1 pseudogene is annotated in these 452 nt (G+C 53.8%); it reads left to right on the top strand.

Going from position 1 to position 452, the window contains the following annotated elements:
* Positions 1 to 452 (top strand): annotated as a pseudogene (locus AC1DH9_RS30980) (NTPase KAP); the annotation flags it as partial.

Here is a 452-nt window from a genome sequence, read left to right as displayed (position 1 = left end):
CATCAAGAGTGCTCGATGCTTGGGCGCCGCTAATCATTTCCACTTTGCCAATCGAGTGCGTGAAATTCCTCGCGACGTCGTTCCCCGCACTGCAAGGCAGCACCCAAACGGCGGTGGCCTCCGCGTTCTCAACCATTTTGAATAACGAGCAGCTCAGCGACGATATCAATAAACGCTATGGAGCTTTTGTGAAGGCCGCACCTAGCTCCAGTTGGGAAGTAGAGCCATTGCGCGGCTACCTCGACAAGCTGCTGCCACAGATCGCTGTCCGATATAACAACCCGAGTAGTTACCTGTCCGCGGTCATCCCCAATACGGTTGGACTGTTGAAACATGCAACGCCCAGCGTTCTTGGAACCTCGCTGCAACAACTGTTCTCGCAAGCCAAGAGCACTCCGAAGCATTACTCATGGTTACACCATTGGATGACTGGTAATTGGCCCGTACGAAGC

It is taken from the genome of Pseudomonas sp. 05T35 (genome assembly GCF_056396605.1).
Note: the sequence above shows the minus strand (reverse complement) of the source record. Positions and strands in the feature narration are given on the sequence as shown.